Source organism: Streptomyces sp. CA-135486 (assembly GCF_050936555.1).
Classification (GTDB): Bacteria; Actinomycetota; Actinomycetes; order Streptomycetales; family Streptomycetaceae; genus Streptomyces.
This window is the reverse complement of sequence record NZ_JBNJMM010000001.1, coordinates 322,762-338,557: the sequence shown is the minus strand read 5'-3', so window position 1 is coordinate 338,557 and position 15,796 is coordinate 322,762. Positions and strand designations below refer to the sequence as shown.

Genomic DNA, 15,796 nt, shown 5'->3' with positions numbered 1-15,796 from the left:
GGATCAGCGGTTCTCCGCGCCGGTCAGCGGCGGTGGATGCCCGCCTCCTCGCCGTACTCCCCGAGCACGGCGACGCTGAACACGGCGCCGGCGTAGACCTTGACCGCGCGCAGGGCGTTGCCGAGGCGGTGGGGGGAGTGCGGGGTGGCGCCGGTGGCGGTCGCACCGTGGCGTGGATGGGGGACGTGGGGCGTTGGGGTGAAGGTTGCTGTGCTCATACCTCCATGATGGATCTCCGCGCCGGGGAACACATCGACCTGCGGACTGAACCGGGCGGACGCACGCGTACGACTCCAGGCAGAGGCCGTCCCCTACGGGGAGGACGCGTCGGCGTACGCCGCCCCCCGGAAATTCGGTCGCCCGCGCCACCGCCCCTGATTAGAATCGCCCGTCTTGCCCGCCTCCCTCTGCGGAGCGCCGCCGGCCGGACGGAAACCGGCCGGTCCGTCATGCCGCCCGATCCATGCCGTAGCCGCCGGAGGCAACCCCGTGCCCGCGCACGCCCCTGAACCCGTGCAACCCCTGCAGCCCTTGCAACCCCCGCAGCCCCTGCAACCCGACCCCGATCCGCTGTCGCGTGAGCGGGCCCACCTCACCGCCTCGCGTGCCGCGCTCCGTGCGATGCGCGAGGACGTCCAGGCACTCGACATCCGCGATGTCACCGCGAACTGGGTCAACGCCGCCGTTCTGGAGGCGCAGATCGAGGAGCGCATCAAGGCGCTCGCCGATCTCTCGCACACGCCGCTCTTCTTCGGCCGCCTCGACTATCTGCACACCGGGCTGGAAGGCCGGCGTTTCTACATCGGCCGCCGGCACGTCCACGACGGGGACGGCGACCCGATGGTCGTCGACTGGCGCGCTCCCGTGTCGCAGCCCTTCTACCGGGCCTCCCGCAAGGACCCACTGGACGTCGGCCTGCGCAGACGCTTCGGCTACACGGGCGGGGACCTCACGGCGTACGAGGACGAGCATCTCACCGACCCCGCCGAGGAGCAGCGGACCAGCAGGCTGCTCCAGGCGGAGATCGAACGGCCGCGCGTGGGCCCGATGCGGGACATCGTCGCCACGATCCAGCCCGAGCAGGACGAGATCGTACGGTCCGGGCTCGGCGGCACGGTGTGCGTGCAGGGCGGTCCCGGCACCGGGAAGACGGCGGTGGGCCTGCACCGGGTCGCCTATCTGCTGTACGCGCACCGCGAGCGGCTGGCCAAGACCGGCACGCTGGTCATCGGGCCGAACCGTTCCTTCCTGCACTACATCGAGCAAGTCCTGCCCGCGCTCGGCGAGTTGGAGGTCAAGCAGGCCACGGTCGACGACCTGGTGGCCCATGTGGAGGTGCAGGGCGCGGACCCGGCGGACGCAGCGGTGGTCAAGGGCGACGCCCGGATGGCGGAAGTACTGCGGCGGGCCGTCCGCTCCCATGTCACGATCCCCACGGAGCCACTGATGGTGGTGCGCGGCTCACGGCGGTGGCGCGTCCCGGCGTACGAACTCGAGGAGATCGTGCGCGAATTGCTCGACCGCGACATCCGCTACGGCGCGGCCCGCGACGCCCTTCCGCAGCGCATCGCGCACACGGTGCTGGTCCGCATGGAGCAGGCGGGTGAGGCGCCCGACGACCGGGTGCAGGACGCGGTGGCGCGCAATCCCGCGGTGAAGGCGGTCGTGAAGGCGGCATGGCCACAGGTGGATCCGGCGAAGCTGGTGCTGCGGCTGCTGTCCGACCCGGCCTTCCTCGCGTCCCACGCGGAGGGTGTGCTGAGCGAGGAGGAGCAGCGGACGATCCTGTGGGAGAAGCCGCCGCGCGGCGTGCGCTCCGCGAAGTGGTCCCTGGCGGACGCGGTGCTGATCGACGAGACGAACGATCTGGTGCAGCGTACGCACTCGCTGGGCCATGTCGTACTGGACGAGGCGCAGGACCTGTCCCCGATGCAGTACCGCGCGGTGGGCCGCCGCTGCACCACGGGCTCGGCGACGGTCCTCGGCGACCTGGCGCAGGGCACAACGCCGTGGGCGACGGTGAGTTGGGCCGACGCGCTGACGCATCTGGGCAAGCCGGACGCGGCGGTGGAGGAGCTGACGGCGGGCTTCCGCGTCCCGCGGGAGGTCATCGCGTACGCGTCCCGGCTGCTGCCGCACATGTCACCGGGCCTGACGGAGGTGACGTCGGTCCGTGAGACGCCGGGTTCGCTGTCGATCCGTGAGGTGAGGGACCTGGACGCGGCGGTGGTGTCGGCGTGCGAGGAGTCGCTGCGGCGGGAGGGCTCGATCGGCCTGATCGCGGCGGACGCGCGGATTCCGGCGCTGGCCTCGGCGTTGACGGCAGCGGGCCATGCGTATCTCTCGCCGGGCGAGGAGACGACGGCCGAGTCCCGCCTCACACTGGTCCCGGCGTCGCTCGCGAAGGGTCTGGAGTACGACTACGTCGTACTCGACGAGCCGGCCGCGGTGGTCGCCGGCGAGCCCGACGAGCGGACGGGCCTGCGCCGGCTGTATGTCGCGCTGACCCGCGCAGTGTCGGGGCTGACGGTGCTGCATGCGGGTGCGCTGCCCGCGCAACTCCGCTGACCGAGGCTCCGCCCCGGACCTCAATCGCCGGACGGGCACATCAAGCCCGTCCGGCGATTGAGGACTGGGGGTCTGGGGGCGAAGCCCCCAGTTCAGGAAGGGGAGGCGCTACCCGTCCAGCACACCCCGCCACTCCGCCACCGCCCCCGCGTCCACCGGCTCCCCCCACCCACCCGGCCGCGCCGCGCCCCCGATGTGGAAGCCGTCGATTCCCGCCGACCGCAGCACCGCCACATGCTCCAGCCGCAGGCCTCCGCCGACCAGGATCCGCGGCTCGTACGCCGGTTCACCCCGGCGCGCCGCCTCCGCCAGCAGGGTCGGCAGGCCGTCGTCGACACCGGCCGCCGAGCCGGCGGTGAGGTAGGTGTCCAGGCCGGGCAGGTCCGCGAGCTGCTTGCGCAGGGCGTCCCGGTCGGCCGCCCGGTCGATCGCCCGGTGGAACGTCCACCGGCAGCCGTCCAGTTCGGCGACGAGCCGCTCGACCGTGACGAGGTCGGGCGAGCCGTCCTCGTCCAGGAAGCCGAGTACGAATTCGTCGGCGCCCTCGGCGCGCAGCTCCCGTGCCGCACGTACCAGCGCATCGACGTCACCCGCCGCGAAGCCGTCGGCGAGTCGCAGCATCACGCGCAGCGGCATGTCGACGGCGGCGCGGATCCGGGCGAAGGTCTCCCGGGACGGCGTCAGACCGTCCGCCGCCATGTCGGTGACCAGCTCCAGTCGGTCCGCCCCTCCGGACCGGGCCGCGACCGCGTCCTCCGCGTCGAGAGCGATCACCTCCAGGACTGCACGGTTGCTCATGTGACCCCATTCCTCCAGGGAGACTGCTACGGCTCAGACAGGTCTAGTCCAATCCCAGCGTAATGCGGATGTAGCACGAACACAGCCACCCGGAGCTTCCCCGTCCGGATCACACCGCGCATTACATACAGGCAGGGGGTATACAGACCGCCCGGGAGGAACCAAGTCCCCGCACCGGGGTCGAGCTCGCCATCGGCGACATGACCTGCGCCGACTGCGCGGCGCGCAGAGGAAGAAGCCCCACCGCACAGACGAAAAGGCCGCGACGGAGGACAACTCCGTACACGACCTGATCGCGACGGTCGGGGCGGCCGAGGCGCCGGCACTCGTCCGCAACCGCCCGCAGGCGCGCGGATCGCCTCAGCCGCCCAGAGCGCCGCTCCCGAACGACCCGCCGCCCCGCTCCCCGTGCTGGGGCCGTGCCTCACGACCCTTGCCGGTGCTGTGCGTGGTGTGCGACTTCATGTTGTAGGGCAGGAGCCGCCCGCCGTCCTGCGGGAAGAGGTCCTCGTCCGACTCACGGACCTCTTCGATGTGCTCATGGGGGTGCTCGGGCGGCTTCGGCTGCTCTTCGGGGCGCGGCGGCACCTCTCGCTCTCGTCGCACTCCGTCCCACCACATGGCTGCCGCCAGGAGAGCAACGATGATGAATCCAAGGAAGAAGGCCAATGCGATCATGGTTTCTGCCTCCGCACACGGGGATAACGCAGATGCCTTGCAGCCATTATCGCCCGGTAGAGCTGTTTTACGCCCGGTAGAGCCGCTTTAGTCGAAGAAGACCAGCTCCTTCTCCTTCGCCCCGCTGAGCTCATAGCGCGTGCCGGTCAGCGGGCGGCCCGCCAGCAGCCGGATCAGGGTCGCAGCCGATCCCGTGTAGGCGGCGGGCTCGGGGCTGTCCGCGCCCAGGACGAGCGGGGCGTCATGGCCGTCAAGGCGGGCCAGCAGCGGCAGAGCCTTTCGAGCCCGGGTGATCCCTGCCAGCAGCGCGAGCGCGTGCTTCAGCCCTTCCCCCTCGTACGCACCGGGCTCCCCCCATGCCTCCCGTACATCGCCGGCATGCACCCACTCCCCGACCGCGATCGCATCGAGACGGCCGTGTCCCGCCCTCGCGATGACCGGCCCCGCCTCGGTCATGCCGCGCTCCAGCTCGTCCACCACTCGGGAGCGGGACCACTCGGCACGCTCGGCGATGTCGCGGTCGTTGGACTCGGGGCTGAACACCCCTTCCTCGAACCGCCCCTCCACCACCCGCATCAGCGCCGCGCCGCAGTGGGCGAGCACATGACGCACGGTCCAGCCGGGACAGCACGTACGGATGGCGAAGTCCTCGTCGGGACGGGCGCGCAGCAGCGGGATCAGGGCGTCGCGCTCGGTGCGGAGCAGCAGACCGGGAAGCTCGGGATCGCGTACAGATTCCATGCCAACCAGCCAACCGCACTCGAAGGCCCCGCTCTAGAGTCGCCCCATGACCGACGACTTCGGGGACCTGCGCGCACGCTGGACCCAGACCCTCCTCGCCGCCCGCCACGGCGCGGGCGGACCGGACCCGCTGCCGTACGCCGACAACCTGCTCGCCCGCTGGTCGGAGCCGCAGCGCCGCTACCACACGGTCGATCACCTGACGGCGGTGCTGAACCACATCGACGTACTGGAGGAGCACGCCACGGACCCGGAGCTGGTGCGCCTCGCGGCCTGGTTCCACGACGCGGTCTACTTCCCGGACCGCTCCGAAAACGAGGAACGATCCGCCCATCTGGCGGAACGCGCCCTCGCCGAGGCCGGGATGACTCCCGCCGCCACCGCCGAGGTCGCCCGACTGGTCCGCCTCACCGTCACCCACGCGCCCGAGGCCGACGATCTGAACGGCCAGGTCCTGTGCGACGCGGACCTGGCCATCCTTGCCGCGTCCCCGCAGCCGTACGCCGCGTACACCGCGGCCGTACGCGAGGAGTACGCCTTCGTCCCGGACGACGCCTTCCGCGAGGGCCGTGCGGCGGTGCTGCGCCAGCTGCTCGGCCTGCCGCGGCTGTTCCGTACGCCGCACGGGGAGCGGGAGTGGGAGTCGCGTGCGCGGCACAACCTGGCGACGGAGCTGAAGCTGCTGGTCTGACGGCTCGCTGCACGGGGCGTCCCTATACGGGGCGGCCCTTGCGCCTGCGCAGCCCTGCCTTCGTCAGCAGCGCGACCACCTCGCGGCTCGACACCTCCACCGCGCCCGCCGCGACCGCCTCCCCGTACCGGTGCGACGGCACGTCGTAGTGGTCCCGCTCGAAGGCCTTCGGCGGGCAGCCGATCAACGCCGCGAAGGCGTGCAGTTCCTCGTACGAGACGTCGCTGACCATGTGCGACCACATCCGACCGTGCCCCGGCCAGGTCGGCGGATCGATGTACACGGTCATGCAAGACCGCCGACCCGTGCCACCACCACGCCCGCCTTCGCGCAGACCCAGTGCGGATCCGGGCCGAGCTCCGGTTCGACATCCAGGGCGTGCGGGTCGCCCGCGTCGCAGACGGGGCAGAGCGGCCAGCGGCCGTGCCGCTCGAGCAGTGCGTCCTGGACGTCCTGGGCGACCAGGCCCGCGACGTACTCCACGCCCTCCGGCCACTGCTCCACCCACCAGCGGCGGTGCGCCACCGCCTCCTCGACCAGCGACACCACCCCGGCATCCGCCACATCGCGCGCGGCCAGGTCGGCGAGGACCAGAGCGCGCGCCGCGTGCAGTGCCTGCTCCAGGGGGTTCGGGTGCTCCATGGAGCCATTGTCGCCCCATCAGCCCCGGTGATCTCCAGGACCTGGAGGGGTTGACGACGACGGAATTTCGAAAATATCTTTCAGGTGTGACCAATCCAGTGAAGGAAATTTTCAGCGGGGCGGCCCCACCCGCCCCCGCCGCCCTCGCGGCCAAGGTACGGACCCTTGCGCCGTCCATGACCCGCTCCATGCAGCGGGTCGCCGAAGCCGTCGCCGACGACCCCGCCGGCTGCGCGGCCCTCACGGTCACCGGTCTCGCCGAGCTCACCGGCACCAGCGAGGCCACCGTGGTCCGCACCGCCCGCCTCCTCGGCTACCCCGGCTACCGCGATCTGCGCCTCGCGCTCGCCGGCCTCGCCGCCCACCAGCAGTCCGGCCGCGCCCCCGCCGTCACCGCCGACATCGCCGTCGACGACCCCCTCGCGGACGTGGTCGCCAAGCTCGCGTACGACGAACAGCAGACCCTCGCCGACACGGCATCCGGCCTCGACACCGTCCAGCTCGGCGCGGCCGTCGCCGCCGCCGCGACCGCCCGCCGCATCGACATCTACGGCGTCGGCGCATCGTCCCTCGTCGGCATGGACCTCGCGCAGAAGCTGGCGCGCATCGGACTCATCGCGCACGCCCACGCCGATCCGCATCTCGCCGTCACCAACGCCGTGCAGCTGCGCTCCGGCGACGTGGCCATCGCCATCACCCACTCGGGGTCTACCGGCGACGTCATCGAGCCGCTGCGGGTCGCCTTCGACCACGGCGCGACGACGGTCGCGATCACCGGCCGCCCGGACGGTCCCGTCTCGCAGTACGCCGACCATGTGCTGACCACGTCCACCGCCCGCGAGAGTGAGCTGCGCCCGGCCGCGATGTCGTCCCGCACGAGCCAACTCCTCGTCGTCGACTGCCTGTTCATAGGCATCGCGCAGCGTACGTACGAGACGGCGGCCCCTGCCCTCGCCGCCTCGTACGAGGCCCTGGCGCACCGGCACAGCCCCCGTACCCGCTGAACCCCGAGCTACCGGTCCCCCCACACATGAGAAAGCGGAGCCGCACTTCATGACCTCCATGTCGTCCGAGTCGTCCCGGCCGTCCGTGCCCTCCACGCCGTCCGCGTACGGTGAACTCCGCGCTCAGCTGGCCACCCTCACCACGGAGGCGTTCCGGCCCGAGCTCGCCGAGATCGACCGGCTGCCCACCCTCGAGATCGCCCGGATCATGAACGGCGAGGACCAGAGCGTCCCCGCCGCCGTCGCCGCGCAGCTGCCGCGGATCGCCGCCGCGATCGACGCCACCGCCGAGCGAATGGCCCGCGGCGGCCGGCTGATATACGCAGGAGCGGGCACGGCGGGGCGGCTCGGCGTACTGGACGCGAGCGAGTGCCCGCCCACCTTCAACACCGACCCGGCCGAGGTCGTCGGCCTGATCGCGGGCGGCCCCACCGCCATGGTCACAGCGGTCGAGGGCGCCGAGGACAGCAAGGAGCTGGCCGCCGCCGACCTGGAGGCGCTGAAGCTGACCGCGGACGACACGGTGGTCGGGATCTCCGCATCGGGCCGTACGCCGTACGCCGTCGGCGCGGTGGAGCACGCCCGTTCCCTCGGCGCGCTCACCATCGGCCTGTCGAACAACGCCGACAGCGTGCTCGGCGTGGCCGCCGAGCACGGCATCGAGGTCGTCGTCGGCCCCGAACTGCTCACCGGGTCCACGCGGTTGAAGGCCGGTACGGCGCAGAAGCTCGTCCTCAACATGATCTCGACGATCACGATGATCCGGCTCGGCAAGACGTACGGAAACCTGATGGTGGACGTCCGCGCCTCCAACGAGAAGCTGCGCGCCCGCTCGCACCGGATCGTCGCGCTGGCGACGGGTGCGTCGGACGCCGCGATCGAGACCGCCCTCACCTCGGCCGAAGGAGAGGTGAAGACCGCGATCCTCATCGTGCTGGCCGAGGTCGACGCCCCCACCGCGAACCGTCTCCTCACCGACGCGAACGGGCACCTGCGCGCCGCACTCGGCGGCGCGCACCCATAGGCGGCCCGCCCGGCCGCACCCACCCCCCACAGCAAGGCACCACGCACCATGGCACCAGAGAAGAACCACGCCGCCACCGCCGCCGAGATCCTCCCCCTCGTCGGTGGCGCCGCGAACATCTCGTCCGTCGCCCACTGCATGACCCGCCTGCGCCTCGGCCTGCACGACCGCTCCCTCGTACAGGACGAGGCGCTGAAGGCGCTCCCCGCGGTCATGGGCGTGGTCGAGGACGACACGTACCAGATCGTGCTGGGGCCGGGCACGGTCGCCCGGGTCACGCCGGAGTTCGAGGCGCTGCTGAGGGCGGCTCCCGGGCCGACCGGGGACCTGACCGCGCAGGGCGCCGCCATCAAGGCCGCCCAGAAGGCCCGGAACGCAACGCCGTTCAAGCTCTTCCTGCGCCGCATCGCGAATATCTTCGTACCGCTGATCCCTGCCCTCATCGGCTGCGGCATCATCGCCGGACTGAACGGCCTGCTCACCAACCTCGGCTGGCTGCCGTCCGTGGTCCCCGCGCTCGCCGCGATCGCGTCCGGCTTCATGTCGCTGATCGCCGTCTTCGTCGGCTACAACACCGCGAAGGAGTTCGGGGGTACGCCGATTCTGGGCGGCGCGGTCGCCGCGATCATCGTGTACGCGGGGGTCGCGAAGGTGACGGCCTTCGGCGTGACCCTCTCCCCCGGCCAGGGCGGCGTACTGGGCGCGCTGGGCGCCGCGGCTCTCGCCGTGTACGTCGAGAAGTGGTGCCGCCCCCGGGTCCCGGAGTCCCTCGACGTGCTGGTGACCCCGGCTCTCACCGTGCTGGTCTCCGGCCTGGTCACCCTCTTCGGCCTGATGGTCGTGGCCGGCGAGGTCTCCACCGCGATCGGCGACTTCGCCAACTGGCTGCTCGCCCACGGTGGCGCGGGTGCGGGCTTCGTACTCGGTGGCCTCTTCCTCCCGCTGGTGATGCTCGGCCTGCACCAGGCGCTGATCCCCATCCACACCACGCTGATCGAACAGCAGGGCCACACGGTCCTGCTCCCGATCCTCGCGATGGCGGGCGCGGGCCAGGTCGGGGCGGCGACCGCGGTCTACTTCCGTCTCCCCCGCAACACCGCGATCCGCGCCACCATCAGATCCGCCCTCCCGACAGGCCTCCTGGGCGTCGGCGAACCCCTGATTTACGGCGTCTCGCTCCCCCTGGGCCGCCCCTTCGTCACGGCCTGCGTCGGCGGCGCGTTCGGCGGCGGCTTCGTCGGCATGTTCAACATGCTAGGCGACACGGTGGGTTCAACGGCGATCGGGCCATCGGGATGGGCGCTGTTCCCGCTGCTCGACGGCAACAGGGGCCTGGGCGGGACGGTCGCGATCTACGCGGGCGGCCTGCTGACGGGCTATCTGGTGGGCTTCTTCGCCACGTACTTCTTCGGCTTCAGCAGGCAGCTGCTGGCGGACTTCAACGTGGCCCCGGAGCACGAGGCGACGCCTTCCGCGGACCCCGCGAAGGCACCGGCCACAACCCGCGTGTGACGCGTACGCCTGACAGCGCTGAGCGGCACGCACGGCATCCGGCTGAGCGGCTGGGTCGCGGAGGCGGCAGCTCTGCTTCCAGGCGAAGGGCACAAAGACCCGTTGGCCTTCATCGCGCGGGGCACTCCGCAGAGCGCGGTCCGTCCCCGCTCACGTACTCGACACGCAGTTTCTCGCTCTCCTCCACGACGAACATCGTGCCCTGGGTGGGACTCCAGCCCCGGGAGACCAGAAAGATCCGGTCGCCCGACACATGGAAGAGCCGCAGCCCTGCATAGCGGTAGCGGAAGGCACTCGCCTTGCCCGCGATGGTGAAGCGACAGCTGCTGCGGCCGTGGATGAGCAGATCGTCCTTGCTGAACACGGCGACGGCCGGCATCCCGGTATCGACGGTCCGCGCGGTCAGGGCCGCGCGGCCCCGGCCGACGATCCCCGCGTAGGAGGACACCGCCCAGAACAGCGCGAGTACGGCGACCAGCAGGCAGAGGGCCCACATGCGCAGATCCCGGCTTTCGCGCGTGCGGGCATAGCCGGTGAGCAGGAACCCGGCGATCGTCGTGAGCGGCACCAGCAGATCGAAGAGCGCGGGGTGGAGGGGGATCAGCGGGAGCAGAAGCAGCGGCGGCGCCCAGGCGTGACGCAGTACGCGCAGCGGTGTCGCCGCCGCGCCGGGGTCGCGCTGCACTCGGCGGTGCGCGGCGAGGGCGGCGAACGCGGCGGCGGCGCCGAGCAGCACCGGGAGATAGAGGGCGTCGACGCTGCGGAGCAGATAGTCGCGGGTGGAGAAGTGGAACACGGTGTCGCGGAGCCCGAGGGCTTTGGCTTCGGCGTCGGTGCTGGACCAGCCGAAGTAGAAGAGCACGGCGGTGAAGAGGGAAATGAGCGAGCCGACGGTCCCGATGAACTCGGTGAGGCCGGCGCCTCTGGGTGGTTCGGGCGCAGTCGCGGCGCCGCCGTCCGGCTCGGGTTCCGGTTCCGGGTCCGGGTCGCCGCCGGGGTCCGGTCCCGGGTCCGGGTCGCCGGGGTCCGGGTCCGGTCCCGGGTCCGGGTCGCCGGGGTCCGGGTCCGGTCCCGGGTCCGGGGCGGGATCGGCGTCAGGGCCTGTTGGACTGCCGGCGGCAGGCGGTGCCGGGTCCGGGGCGGTCACGACACCGAGACGGAGGAAGGCGAAGGGGAGTCCGTGGTCGGGGAGTCCGGGTCCGGGGATTCCCCGCCCGAACCCGGGTTCGCCGACCCGTCAATTCTGATCGCGCCACGTTTGGTCATTGAGCCGCCCCCCTCGAAATGGAGGGTCAGATCCACCAGCCCGGCTCCCGTGAAGGACTCCGGTAGCTCGAAGGCGACCGTGGCGCCCTCGCAACATTGCTTGTGGCGCGGTTCCAGCGTCAGCACTTCGCCCCCCTCAACCTCGAGATCCACGTTCATGACCTCGCTCGGCCAGGTGCCCTCCACCCGGAACCCCCAGTACGGCGGCTTCAACACGACCTCGGGCCCGGGGACCACCGCGGTGATACGCTGCGGGCATGCGGTGGTGTCACCCGAACTCCGGTGCAGCGTGACCTTCCCCTGCGGGTACTGACGATGCCAGTTCACCACCTGCTTCAGCATCCGGTACGCCGCCGTCTCGCGGCAGCCGCCGTGTGTGAACCCGGGCCCGTGCAACGAGTCGTACAGCCGCACCGCCTCATTCCACTGCGAGGTGTCACCCTTCGCCGCCAAACAGGCCAGCGTCAGCGCATGAACGAGCTTCCACGACTTGCTCCCGGTGCTGTGCTGCCTGACGGCATCGCGAGCGTCGGAACACTTGAACACCCACAACTGGTCGTAGATGTCCTCCGGGTCGATCCCGACGTTCGTATTGGGCGAGTCGGGCCCCGGCGGTAACCACGCGAACTCGGCGTCCCTGTCGTTGCCGCCGTTCCCGCCACCGTTCCCGCCACCGCCGTTCCCCGAGCCGCCGGACCCCTCGTCGTCGGAGGGATGCCACGTGGGCCCCCCGGAGTCCGGGCCCGAGCTCCACTCACCGCCGTCCGCACCCGCGCTTCCCCGCGGCGGCGCGCTCTCCCCGTCGCCTCCGCCACCGCAGCCCGTCAGTACCAAGGCCGCGGCGAGCACCCCCGACACCAGCACTCCGCAGCGCCTGCCCAGCCCAGTTCGACCAGCCATGGGACCCCCCGTACATGCCCGATGGCTACTCATCATGACCAGGCGGGCCCGCCGCGAGAAAGATGGCGCACAGGCCTCGTCCGAGAAAATTCCCCACCATTGTGCGCGGCAGTTTCCCGCGCAACCCCAGCCTCTCCGGCAGCACGCCAAACGGGCTGATGGGCCATGCTCACTGTCGCTGCACATCCCGAACTGCCGCACAGAGGAGTTGATCGATGGCGAATGAGGAAGCCGAGAACGAACCCGGGGCCGTCGAACTGCCGGACCCGTCGGGGCCCGGCGCCGATCCCCGCGTGGCGCTGGGCGAGGAGCCCGTCCGCCGCGTCGCCGCGGTATCCCCGGCACGGGCTCCAGGTCGTTCCCACGGGGAAGCGTCGCACTCGCCGGGTGTCGTGGACACTGCGGACCCGCAGTCGGAGGGGTGAGACCGTGGGCCTGACCATCCGCAACCAGTATTCGGCGCGCGTATACGTCGCGATCAGGTTCTACGACAACTCCTGCCCCCACAACACGGGGCCGCACCTCATGGGGTGGTGGGGCATGGACCCGGGCAGGAGTGCGCTGGTCTACGCGAACGATGTGAACCAGTACAGCCCCATGTGGTTCTACTTCGCCGAGGCCGCGAACAGCCCGGTCTGGGCCGGACCGCATGTCGTCCAGATTCCGAACCAGGCATTCAACCGGTGCGAGAAACCAGGGGTGTCCGGCGGGTACGCACGAGGCTTCCGCGAACTCTATGTCGGCGACAATGAGGACTTCACCCTCACCCTCACGGGGTAGCCGCGGCTGAGCGTTGCAGCAGCACCTGACGCGACGCCGGCCAGGTGCTGCCGTCGGCCGCACCGGCATCGTCCCCGTCCGCGACTCCAAGAACCCCCACGGTCCGAAGCTCGTGTTCCGGGCCTCGTCCTGGTCCGATTCACGCTCCCCGACCCGGTCAACATCACCCTCGGCACCGAAAGGCTCAAGGACTTCGCCCACTGAGCCCCGGGAACGCCCGAGGGCGGCACCCCCTGGGAGTAGGGGTGCCGCCCTCGGTACGTAACCGGGCTACCGAGCCGAAGAGGCTCAGAAGTCCATGTCACCGCCCGGCATGCCGCCCGGAGCGGCCGCAGAGGCCTTCTCCGGCTTGTCGGCGATGACGGCCTCGGTGGTCAGGAACAGCGCCGCGATGGAGGCCGCGTTCTGCAGGGCAGAGCGGGTCACCTTCGCGGGGTCGATGATGCCCTCGGCGATCATGTCGACGTACTCACCGGTCGCGGCGTTGAGGCCGTGACCCACGGTCAGGTTGCGCACCTTCTCCACAACGACGCCGCCCTCAAGGCCGGCGTTGACCGCGATCTGCTTCAGCGGGGCCTCCAGGGCCAGCTTCACAGCGGCGGCACCCGTGGCCTCGTCACCCTCGAGCTCAAGCTTCTCGAAGACGGCGGACGCCTGGATGAGCGCGACGCCACCACCGGCGACGATGCCCTCCTCGACGGCGGCCTTGGCGTTGCGCACCGCGTCCTCGATGCGGTGCTTGCGCTCCTTGAGCTCGACCTCGGTCGCGGCGCCGGCCTTGATGACGGCCACGCCGCCGGCCAGCTTCGCGAGGCGCTCCTGGAGCTTCTCGCGGTCGTAGTCCGAGTCGGAGTTCTCGATCTCGGCACGGATCTGGTTGACGCGACCGGCAACCTGGTCGCTCTCGCCCGCGCCGTCGACGATCGTGGTCTCGTCCTTGGTGATGACGACCTTGCGGGCGCGGCCCAGCAGGTCCAGGCCGGCGTTCTCGAGCTTGAGGCCGACCTCCTCGGAGATGACCGTGCCGCCGGTGAGGATGGCGATGTCGTTCAGCATCGCCTTGCGGCGGTCGCCGAAGCCCGGGGCCTTGACGGCGACGGACTTGAAGGTGCCGCGGATCTTGTTGACGACCAGGGTCGACAGGGCCTCGCCCTCGACGTCCTCGGCGATGATCAGCAGCGGCTTGCCGGACTGCATGACCTTCTCGAGGAGCGGCAGCAGGTCCTTGACCGAGCTGATCTTCGAGTTGACGATCAGGATGTACGGGTCGTCGAGCGACGCCTCCATACGCTCCATGTCGGTGGCGAAGTACGCCGAGATGTAGCCCTTGTCGAAGCGCATACCCTCGGTGAGCTCCAGCTCCAGACCGAAGGTCTGGGACTCCTCGACGGTGATGACGCCTTCCTTGCCGACCTTGTCCATGGCCTCGGCGATGAGCTCACCGATCTGGGTGTCGGCAGCGGAGATGGAGGCGGTCGAAGCGATCTGCTCCTTGGTCTCCACGTCCTTGGCCTGCTCGAGCAGGGCACCGGAGACGGCCTCGACGGCCTTCTCGATGCCACGCTTGAGGGCCATCGGGTTGGCGCCGGCGGCTACGTTGCGCAGGCCCTCGCGTACGAGCGCCTGAGCGAGAACGGTCGCGGTGGTCGTACCGTCGCCGGCGACGTCGTCCGTCTTCTTGGCGACTTCCTTGACCAGCTCGGCGCCGATCTTCTCGTACGGGTCCTCGAGCTCGATCTCCTTGGCGATGGAAACACCATCGTTGGTGATCGTGGGGGCGCCCCACTTCTTCTCGAGGACGACGTTACGGCCCTTGGGGCCAAGGGTGACCTTGACGGCGTCGGCGAGCTGGTTCATCCCGCGCTCGAGACCGCGCCGTGCCTCCTCGTCGAACGCGATGATCTTGGCCATGTGAAGTGGTCCTCCCGGACTGGGGTGGATTCTCCGGACCGCGCCTGGCGCCCGCGACGGACGGCCTGCAGGCCTTGTGGTTCCTTGCCCCACCCGGCTTGCGGACCTCACCGACCCGGTCCTCGTTGTCACTCTCACTGTCAGAGTGCTAACGCCAATGATTAGCACTCGACCCATGAGAGTGCAAGCGCCCGAAGGGCTCCGTGAGGGGTGGTGGTCGGGCGACGGGTGGGCGCAAGCGCCCGAAGGGCTCCGTGCGGGGCGCGGGGCGGGCGCAGGCGCGTGGACGCGCACGAGGGGCCCGCATCCCTCGCGGGATGCGGGCCCCTCGGCGTGAGCGTGAGTGCGTCGGTGGTCGATCGCGCCGAGATCAGACGGCGAGCTTGACCATGTCCGCCTGCGGCCCCTTCTGGCCCTGCGAGATCTCGAATTCAACTCGCTGACCCTCTTCAAGGGTGCGGTAGCCGTCCATCTGGATCGCACTGTAGTGGACGAAAACATCCGCACCACCGTCGACCGCGATGAAGCCGTACCCCTTCTCCGCGTTGAACCACTTGACGGTGCCCTGAGCCATGCCTAACTCCCCTATTACTGGCCCTTGCGCAGGACCGCACTTCGCGGACCCGGGTCAGACCTCACCCCGACAGGAGGGGTGTGCGCCGGAACGCGTCGACCGCGGCTGAATGTATCTGCCCAACTGCCCTCTGCAACAGGTCAATCGGACGAGAATTCCGAGCGCGCGCGAACGGAAAATTGACCTGAATTCAAGAAATTACGGGGCAAGTCGGGCCCGGCAAATCACACCTAAGAGAGGCAATTCGATCGACCATATTGGCTGCTTCTTGTCAGGCTCGGGCGCATTCTCATATGCGGCCGGCACACGCAGCGGAGGGGGGCTTCCCCAACTGTACCGCGCTCAACCATACAGAATTGCCCCCTCCGCTTCTCTTGCGGAGAGGGCAATACGCGTAACTCTGTGTGCCGTCCGACACGGCGTCTGACGATCAGCCTCCGGCGACGGCGGGGATGATCGAAACTCCCGCCCCGTCCGGCGTCGCCGTCTCGAGTCCCTGCTCGAAACGCACGTCGTCGTCATTCACGTACACGTTCACGAAGCGGCGCAGCTTGCCCTGGTCGTCGAGGACCCGGGCGGCGATGCCGGCGTGGTTCTTCTCCAGGTCGGCGATCACCTCGGAGAGGGTCGCGCCCTGGGCCGAGACCTCGGCCTGACCGCCCGTGTAGGTACGGAGAATGGTGGGGATGCGGACGTTGACACTCATG

General features: G+C 70.3%; 18 protein-coding genes and 1 pseudogene. 8 read left to right on the top strand and 11 right to left on the bottom strand.

Features of this window, described 5'->3' with window-relative positions; genetic code table 11:
• Nucleotides 1–23: 23 nt before the first annotated feature.
• Nucleotides 24–218: a hypothetical protein gene (locus tag ACQEVG_RS01675; protein ID WP_432975842.1), complete on the bottom strand. Its 195-nt coding sequence runs from the start codon at nt 216–218 to the stop codon at nt 24–26.
• 313 nt (nt 219–531) lie between these two features.
• Here ACQEVG_RS01675 and ACQEVG_RS01670 point away from each other — a divergent pair, with 313 nt between their 5' ends.
• Nucleotides 532–2,568: a HelD family protein gene (locus tag ACQEVG_RS01670; protein ID WP_432975839.1), complete on the top strand. Its 2,037-nt coding sequence runs from the start codon at nt 532–534 to the stop codon at nt 2,566–2,568.
• A gap of 108 nt (nt 2,569–2,676) precedes the next feature.
• Here ACQEVG_RS01670 and ACQEVG_RS01665 read toward each other — a convergent pair whose 3' ends face one another.
• The 3 genes and pseudogenes from ACQEVG_RS01665 to ACQEVG_RS01655 form a co-directional block, all read right to left on the bottom strand.
• The gene (locus tag ACQEVG_RS01665) at nt 2,677–3,366 is read right to left on the bottom strand and encodes a copper homeostasis protein CutC (RefSeq protein WP_432975836.1); all 690 of its coding nucleotides are present in this window, start codon (nt 3,364–3,366) and stop codon (nt 2,677–2,679) included.
• Between the two features lie 360 nt (nt 3,367–3,726).
• A pseudogene (locus ACQEVG_RS01660) lies at nt 3,727–4,050 on the bottom strand (DUF6479 family protein); the annotation flags it as partial.
• An 81-nt stretch (nt 4,051–4,131) separates the two neighbouring features.
• On the bottom strand, nt 4,132–4,785 hold the full coding sequence (locus ACQEVG_RS01655) for a maleylpyruvate isomerase family mycothiol-dependent enzyme (protein ID WP_432975833.1): 654 nt from the start codon (nt 4,783–4,785) through the stop codon (nt 4,132–4,134).
• Nucleotides 4,786–4,831: 46 nt separating this feature from the next.
• Here ACQEVG_RS01655 and ACQEVG_RS01650 point away from each other — a divergent pair, with 46 nt between their 5' ends.
• A complete protein-coding gene (locus ACQEVG_RS01650; RefSeq protein ID WP_432975830.1) occupies nt 4,832–5,476 on the top strand; it encodes an HD domain-containing protein in 645 nt (214 codons plus the stop codon).
• A gap of 22 nt (nt 5,477–5,498) precedes the next feature.
• Here the strand turns inward: ACQEVG_RS01650 and ACQEVG_RS01645 are convergent, their stop codons facing one another.
• Entirely contained in the window at nt 5,499–5,765 is a 267-nt protein-coding gene (locus ACQEVG_RS01645) for a DUF4031 domain-containing protein (protein ID WP_432975827.1), read from the bottom strand.
• Nucleotides 5,762–6,118, bottom strand: coding sequence for a hypothetical protein (locus ACQEVG_RS01640; protein ID WP_432975824.1), 357 nt, complete (start codon nt 6,116–6,118; stop codon nt 5,762–5,764). Before ACQEVG_RS01640 ends, ACQEVG_RS01645 begins: the two co-directional genes overlap by 4 nt.
• 86 nt (nt 6,119–6,204) lie before the next feature.
• On the opposite strand from ACQEVG_RS01640, the gene ACQEVG_RS01635 reads away from it, so the two are divergent.
• From ACQEVG_RS01635 to ACQEVG_RS01625, 3 genes are read left to right on the top strand one after another with little or no spacing between them, the layout of a single operon-like run.
• Nucleotides 6,205–7,122: a MurR/RpiR family transcriptional regulator gene (locus tag ACQEVG_RS01635; RefSeq protein WP_432975821.1), complete on the top strand. Its 918-nt coding sequence runs from the start codon at nt 6,205–6,207 to the stop codon at nt 7,120–7,122.
• A 58-nt stretch (nt 7,123–7,180) separates the two neighbouring features.
• Nucleotides 7,181–8,146, top strand: a complete 966-nt coding sequence (gene murQ / locus ACQEVG_RS01630; protein ID WP_432984941.1) for an N-acetylmuramic acid 6-phosphate etherase — start codon at nt 7,181–7,183, stop codon at nt 8,144–8,146.
• A 48-nt stretch (nt 8,147–8,194) separates the two neighbouring features.
• Entirely contained in the window at nt 8,195–9,658 is a 1,464-nt protein-coding gene (locus tag ACQEVG_RS01625; protein ID WP_432975818.1) for a PTS transporter subunit EIIC, read from the top strand.
• Nucleotides 9,659–9,767: 109 nt separating this feature from the next.
• On the opposite strand, the gene ACQEVG_RS01620 is transcribed toward ACQEVG_RS01625, so the two are convergent.
• A complete protein-coding gene (locus ACQEVG_RS01620; protein WP_432975815.1) occupies nt 9,768–10,805 on the bottom strand; it encodes a hypothetical protein in 1,038 nt (345 codons plus the stop codon).
• A complete protein-coding gene (locus tag ACQEVG_RS01615; RefSeq protein ID WP_432975812.1) occupies nt 10,802–11,824 on the bottom strand; it encodes a hypothetical protein in 1,023 nt (340 codons plus the stop codon). Before ACQEVG_RS01615 ends, ACQEVG_RS01620 begins: the two co-directional genes overlap by 4 nt.
• A gap of 215 nt (nt 11,825–12,039) precedes the next feature.
• Between ACQEVG_RS01615 and ACQEVG_RS01610 the strand changes: the two genes are divergently transcribed.
• Genes ACQEVG_RS01610 through ACQEVG_RS01600 form a run of 3 tightly spaced genes read left to right on the top strand, consistent with a single transcriptional unit; the run spans nt 12,040 to nt 12,869 of the window.
• The gene (locus tag ACQEVG_RS01610) at nt 12,040–12,249 is read left to right on the top strand and encodes a hypothetical protein (protein WP_432975809.1); all 210 of its coding nucleotides are present in this window, start codon (nt 12,040–12,042) and stop codon (nt 12,247–12,249) included.
• Between the two features lie 4 nt (nt 12,250–12,253).
• Nucleotides 12,254–12,604, top strand: a complete 351-nt coding sequence (locus ACQEVG_RS01605; RefSeq protein WP_432975806.1) for a DUF1036 domain-containing protein — start codon at nt 12,254–12,256, stop codon at nt 12,602–12,604.
• Between the two features lie 13 nt (nt 12,605–12,617).
• Entirely contained in the window at nt 12,618–12,869 is a 252-nt protein-coding gene (locus ACQEVG_RS01600) for a DUF397 domain-containing protein (RefSeq protein ID WP_432975803.1), read from the top strand.
• 23 nt (nt 12,870–12,892) lie between these two features.
• Here the strand turns inward: ACQEVG_RS01600 and groL are convergent, their stop codons facing one another.
• From groL to ACQEVG_RS01585, 3 genes are all read right to left on the bottom strand, one after another.
• On the bottom strand, nt 12,893–14,515 hold the full coding sequence (groL, locus tag ACQEVG_RS01595; RefSeq protein WP_360868123.1) for a chaperonin GroEL: 1,623 nt from the start codon (nt 14,513–14,515) through the stop codon (nt 12,893–12,895).
• 370 nt (nt 14,516–14,885) lie between these two features.
• On the bottom strand, nt 14,886–15,089 hold the full coding sequence (locus ACQEVG_RS01590; RefSeq protein WP_005315736.1) for a cold-shock protein: 204 nt from the start codon (nt 15,087–15,089) through the stop codon (nt 14,886–14,888).
• Nucleotides 15,090–15,519: 430 nt separating this feature from the next.
• Nucleotides 15,520–15,795 carry a MoaD/ThiS family protein gene (locus ACQEVG_RS01585; RefSeq protein WP_360868126.1) on the bottom strand — a complete coding sequence of 92 codons (276 nt, stop codon included), beginning with the start codon at nt 15,793–15,795 and terminating at the stop codon, nt 15,520–15,522.
• Between the last annotated feature and the right edge of the window lies 1 nt (nt 15,796).